A 6,000-nucleotide genomic window follows, 5' to 3' on the forward strand; every position below is an offset into this window, starting at 1 on the left:
TATTAGAAACGCGTAGGAAGAAAATGGCAGTAAATCTCTTGAAATAGCGAAACGCGAAGAAGCTCGTTTTAAGGACGCGCTTGAATGTTCATTTTATGAAGACGACGTATACCAAAACTTAATGTTTCTTTCACGATGTCTACGTATTTCTACGTATTCTTTTAGAGTGTTACCGTTCTTCACTTTTCGTCTTTGTTCTATTTTGTGTAGGTTTTCAGTCGCATAGGTTTTCAGTCGCAGAAGAACAGGGCCGTATACAAGAGACGGTGATTTCGGCCTTCGGCAAACAACTTTGATATAATGCATAGACAACAAGCGACATTATGCGAGGAGAAAGAGATGGCCATCACAGGCGAACTGCAAAGTCAAATCGACAGAATCTGGAACGATATGTATGCTTATGGCATGGCCAACCCGTTGGTAGTCATAGAACAACTGACATACCTGTTTTTCATCCGCTTGCTTGATATGGAAGAAGAAAACAGAGAACGCAACGACGAACTGATTGGCGGCGCGCTAGGGAAGCGTGTCTTCCCACAGGACGAACAAGGACAGGCTTTGCGTTGGAGCAAATTCCGCGATCTCCCGGCAGAGCAGCTTTTCGAGCTGCTTCGAGATAAAGTTTTCCCTTTCATCAAAGGGATAGACAATCCCGTCAAGCTGAGCGATGGCTCGGAGCACGTTATCAAAGGCATGAAAATAGGCCCTAAAAGTATGTACATCCAACACATGTCAAACGCGAATTTTGTGCTTCCCAACCCTTTGATAACCGAGAAAGTGATTACGGCCATCGGAAACCTGACGCAGGCGCTCAAAGACAACGACCTCAAGGGCGACCTTTACGAATACATGATTTCCAAACTGCAAATGGCTGGCCGTATCGGACAATTTCGAACTCCACGTCATATCATCAAAATGATGGTAAATTTGACCGAGCCCCAAATAGATGATTTCATCTCTGACCCCGCTTGCGGGACAGGGGGATTTCTCGTACTTGCGGGGCAATACGTCCGCGAGCGCAACGAAAAAGCTCTGCGTATCGACAAAAAAGCGCGTGTACACTACCAGAGCGAAATGTTCACCGGCTACGATACCGACCAGACGATGCTCCGCATAACCGCGATGAATACGATTCTGCATAACATGGATGAGGCGAACATCAGATTTCATGACTCGCTGTCTAAAGACAACAGCGACACGGAAAAATACACGGTGATCTTGGCCAATCCGCCATTTAAGGGCTCACTTGACAGCAATGCTGTCGCGCCATCTTTGCTTTCAGTGACAAACACGAAAAAAACGGAGCTTTTGTTCCTCGCCCTCTTCCTGCGGATGCTTCAAGTCGGCGGGCGCTGTGCCTGTATTGTCCCGGACGGAGTACTTTTTGGTACATCTACTGCGCACAAAAACATCCGCAAGGAATTGATCGAGAACCACAAGCTACAGGCCGTTATTTCCATGCCTTCCGGGGTATTCAAACCCTATGCGGGAGTGTCCACCGCCGTAATCGTTTTCACCAAAACCAGCAAAGGCGGGACAGATAACGTATGGGTCTACGATATGCAGTCGGACGGGTACAGTTTGGACGATAAACGCATTGATTTGGGGACGGGCGGTAACATTGCAGACATTACGACACGTTTCAAGAATCTGAAAGCAGAAGCAAAACGCGAACGCATCGAGCAGAGTTTTCTCGTACCGAAACAGGAAATTGTAGATAATGGTTACGACCTCTCTATCAATTCTATCAATAAATACAAGAAAACAGTCACGCAAGCCACGGAATACCCGCCTACGCTGGAAATTATGGCCGGGCTGTTTGAGATTGAGGGACGCATCGCGGCAGGTCTCAAGGAACTGGAGGCGATGCTGGAGGGAGGATGAAATCGAGCGATAGATTGAGAACAACTGTGACCTGTAAAGCCCAGGGTAAGGGGCAGAAAATATAAGGAGGATGGGGTTATGAGTAAGAAACTGGTAGCGTATTTCTCGGCTAGTGGTGTTACTCGCAACGTGGCAAAGGCGCTGGTGGAGGCGGTTGGTGCCGACATGTACGAGATTAAGCCGCAAGTACCATACACAAAAGCCGACTTGGACTGGCAGGATAAAAATTCCCGCAGTTCGATTGAAATGAACGACAAATCTTCACGTCCGGCGATTACCGATAAAGACGCAAATATCGGCGTGTATGACGTTGTATTTGTCGGCTTTCCAATTTGGTGGTATGTCGCGCCTACCATCATCAACACGTTCCTCGAAAGCTATGACTTCGCTGGCAAGACTATCGTACCCTTTGCGACGTCTGGCGGCAGCGGTATCGGTGAGACGGTGGCGCACCTGAAAGGAAGCGTCAACACTTCCACAGTTATAACGGAAGGCAAAATATTAAACGGCAGGCAGACGAAAGAAAGCCTGACGGTTTGGATCAATAGCCTTAGACTTTGAACTTGCAGTTAAGGAACGCGTTGCGGAGGACTGAAAAGCTGGAGGCGATGCTGGATGGATAAAATATTTGAGGAACTGTTCCAAGATTGTACTAGGTTCGGAACAAAAATCCTTAAGGAGCAGTATCTGGCATTTGGTAAATATCCAATTGTGGATCAAGGACAATCCTATATCGCAGGCTATACCAATACTAACGATGGTCTCTACAATGATGTCCCCGCAATAGTTTTTGGTGATCATACGAGAATAGTCAAGTATGTGGATGTACCATTTTTTTTAGGCGCAGATGGCGTCAAACTTCTGAAAGTACGATATCCGAGGGCTAATGTTAAATATTTCTACTATGCTCTGAGTGCGGCTCATATTCCTGATACAGGATACAATCGGCATTTCAAATGGTTAAAGGATTTAGTTTTTAACTATCCTTCATCCGAAGAACAAAGTAAAGTTGTTGCTGTTCTTGACAAAACACGTATTCTAATCTTTTTACATGAACGTCAGCTTGAACAACTTGACCTAATGGTCAAATCCAGATTTGTTGAGATGTTTGGGGATTCGACGGTAAACGATAAAGGGTGGAAAATCAAGCGGCTCGATGAGATAGCCACAACTCGGTTAGGCAAGATGTTGGATGCGAAGAAAAAGACAGGTGAAAACACCTATCCTTACCTCGCAAATTTCAATGTCCAGTGGTTTCGTTTTGGTTTAGAAAAGCTTAACACAATGGATTTTGATGAAGCTGACAGAGCGGCATTCGCCTTGCGATACGGCGACTTATTGGTTTGTGAGGGCGGCGAAGTCGGGCGAACAGCTATCTGGAAAAACGAGTTAGAAAATTGTTTCTTTCAAAAAGCCTTACATCGAGTACGTTGCAATCCAGACATTTGCATCCCTGAATACTTGGCTGGGGTAATGTACCACAAGGCCACAGAAACTAACTTTGATGGTTTGGTGACAAGCGCCACGATAGCGCATTTGACTGGAGTAAAACTTAGATCAATGAAAATCCCACTGCCCCCTCTCTCGCTTCAAAATCGTTTCGCGGCGTTCGCCGAAGCCGCCGACAAATCAAAATTTGAAGTGCAGAAGGGACTAGACAAAACGCGACTGTTGTACGATAGTTTGATAAGTGAGTATTTTGCATACTGACGGATACTAAAAGCCATGCCGACATTTAGGGCTGATTTGAAGGAAGGGATTTTTTTGTATCTGGAATCCATACGTCTCATCAATTATGCCTGCTTCAAAGAGATAACCGTAGAATTCACCAGCGGGTTCAATGTTGTTGCTGGAGTCAATGGCATTGGGAAAACGTCGCTATTGGAGGCGATTGGCGAATACTTGCTATTTTACAGAAATATGTTGTTGCCCACATTGAATAACGTTCGAGTTGAGATGCAGATCCACGAGAACCAATACCGATTCGAACGGCAATATCCCGTCGTTATGGAGGTAACGGCGAAGCTGTCGCTGGAAGGCAAATTGTCGTGCTCTATCTTCAAAAAGCTCAACGACGTTCAGCTTTCTACAAGTGAAGGCGATCACGTTTCTCGGCGCAATAATGAAACGCAATTGAACGAGGAAATGATACTGCCTCTTCTGGCTTTTTACCGAGCCGGGCGCAACTGGACTACATCCTCTGGAAAAAGAAGCGACATTCAGGCCATTCAACATAAAGTATCACGGAAAGACGCCTATAACGACTGGCAGAACGCGGCGGCGAACGTGAACGCGCTGACGGATTGGGTGCTGGTGAAAACCATGGAGCGGCTCCAAACTTTTGCGGAAACGGGTCTCCCGCCAAACGACACGGATAACGCTAACGACGAGCTGTCCCTTATCAACCGGGCCATCGCCATCGCCATCGAAGAGGCTAAGGGATTGCGGTACGACATAAAACAAAAAAACGTTTTGATGGAGTGGAAGCCGGAGAGCGGAAAACCAATAGCTTTGTTCGACAGTCTGAGCGATGGGCAGCGCGCAGTGGCGGCGCTAGTGGCGGATATCGCGCGCCGCGCCTGTATTCTCAATCCGCAACTGGGCACTGACGTTTTGAGCAAGACTCCCGGAGTCGTGCTGATCGATGAACTCGACCTACACCTTCACCCACAGTGGCAGAGACACTTGCCAAACGGCCTGAAAAAAGCGTTTCCGGAGATGCAGTTTATAACCACCACACATTCGCCGCAGGTGTTGAGCGAACTCGCTCCGAACGAGATACTGCTGTTGGGCGAGGAAAGTGCCGAACACCCGGAGGCCAGTTATGGACTGAACTCCGACCGCGTTCTGGAGGATATTATGGATACCGCCTCACGTCCTCAAGGAATAAGGGATGAATTGTTGAACCTATTTGCTGCCATTGAAAGAGGCGAACTGGACGAAGCAAAGCGACTTGCCGGGGAATTGTCTAGTAGAGTTCCATACATACCTGAAATAGCAAGCGCAAGGGCACTCATCAAACGCAAGGAGATCATTGGAAGATGATCCGGATTAACAAAAATCCGGAACCGGGTTGGCTTCTGAAGCGAAAAACACACGCAATCTCCAAGGGAAAAGGATCGCTTTCTTACGATGATCTTTTCGATCAAGATCGTATCCTTCTGCGAAAAGCACTGATCGAAGAACAAGGCGGCTTATGTTGCTATTGCGGCCGGCGAATCAATACCGGCAACAGCCACAACGAACATTTCAGGCCGCAATCTTCTTATCCTGACCTTGCGGTAGATTATGAAAATATCCATGCTTCCTGTATCAGGGAGACCAAACCCAACGATATTTTGCATTGCGGACACGCCAAGAAAGATAAATTCGATGAATCTTGCTGTATGTCTCCGCTTGAAGACGATTGTGAGGAGCGCTTTCTCTACACTCTCGAGGGACAAATTCTGCCAAAAGACAAAAATGACGAGAAAGCCAAGTACATGATAGAACTCCTGAAGCTAAACGCAGGCCCGATTCTTGGCAGACGCAAGACTGTATTGGCTCAGGTTTTGCCGCCGGATCTGCTGGACAATATGTCGAGTGATGAGCTTCAAAAACTGCGCTCGGCATATCTAGAGCGCGACGAGAACGGTTGTTTTCAAGAGTTCAAACAAGTATTGAGCCGATATATCGACCAAAATATGCCTGCGCACGCATCCTAGTGGCCGACATCTCGAATAACTCGTTGAGTTTAACTTGAAAATTGAGTTTAACTTGAAAAGGGGAGATCAAGCAGATGGGTAATTTCGACTTTTTGTAAGTAAGTCGAATGTAGAAATCCCTGAGTATCATATAGTATTAAAACAATCTTGGAATCCGGCTTTTCTGTACGAATATGGTATATCAAACTACCTCAAAATGTTGCATAATACCGCGCGTATTCATACAGAAAACCGGACAACAAAAAATATTTGTCTTACGGATGTACGGTGATGCGAGTGCGCATAGCGGTTATATCCGCGCGTTTTTTCTTGGCAACCCGTGAGATGTTTTCTCTAAAAGCGAATGAGGAGGTATGGGGGTATATGCCGTTATCGGATATGCAAGTGCGCAAGGCGCAACCGAAAGAAAAGC

At 46.6% G+C, this 6,000-nt stretch carries 5 protein-coding genes; all 5 read left to right on the plus strand.

Features of this window, described 5'->3' with window-relative positions; genetic code table 11:
• Nucleotides 1–339: 339 nt before the first annotated feature.
• On the plus strand, nt 340–1,884 hold the full coding sequence (locus LBJ36_09275; GenBank protein ID MDR1379222.1) for a type I restriction-modification system subunit M: 1,545 nt from the start codon (nt 340–342) through the stop codon (nt 1,882–1,884).
• Nucleotides 1,885–1,962: 78 nt separating this feature from the next.
• Nucleotides 1,963–2,445 carry a flavodoxin gene (locus LBJ36_09280; GenBank protein MDR1379223.1) on the plus strand — a complete coding sequence of 161 codons (483 nt, stop codon included), beginning with the start codon at nt 1,963–1,965 and terminating at the stop codon, nt 2,443–2,445.
• A gap of 54 nt (nt 2,446–2,499) precedes the next feature.
• Nucleotides 2,500–3,594, plus strand: a complete 1,095-nt coding sequence (locus tag LBJ36_09285) for a restriction endonuclease subunit S (GenBank protein ID MDR1379224.1) — start codon at nt 2,500–2,502, stop codon at nt 3,592–3,594.
• Between the two features lie 15 nt (nt 3,595–3,609).
• The gene (locus LBJ36_09290; GenBank protein ID MDR1379225.1) at nt 3,610–4,929 is read left to right on the plus strand and encodes an AAA family ATPase; all 1,320 of its coding nucleotides are present in this window, start codon (nt 3,610–3,612) and stop codon (nt 4,927–4,929) included.
• Nucleotides 4,926–5,588 carry a TIGR02646 family protein gene (locus LBJ36_09295; protein MDR1379226.1) on the plus strand — a complete coding sequence of 221 codons (663 nt, stop codon included), beginning with the start codon at nt 4,926–4,928 and terminating at the stop codon, nt 5,586–5,588. The genes LBJ36_09290 and LBJ36_09295 overlap by 4 nt, the downstream gene beginning before the upstream one ends.
• Nucleotides 5,589–6,000 lie beyond the last annotated feature (412 nt).

It is taken from the genome of Synergistaceae bacterium (assembly GCA_031267575.1).
Taxonomy (GTDB): domain Bacteria; phylum Synergistota; class Synergistia; order Synergistales; family Aminobacteriaceae; genus JAIRYN01.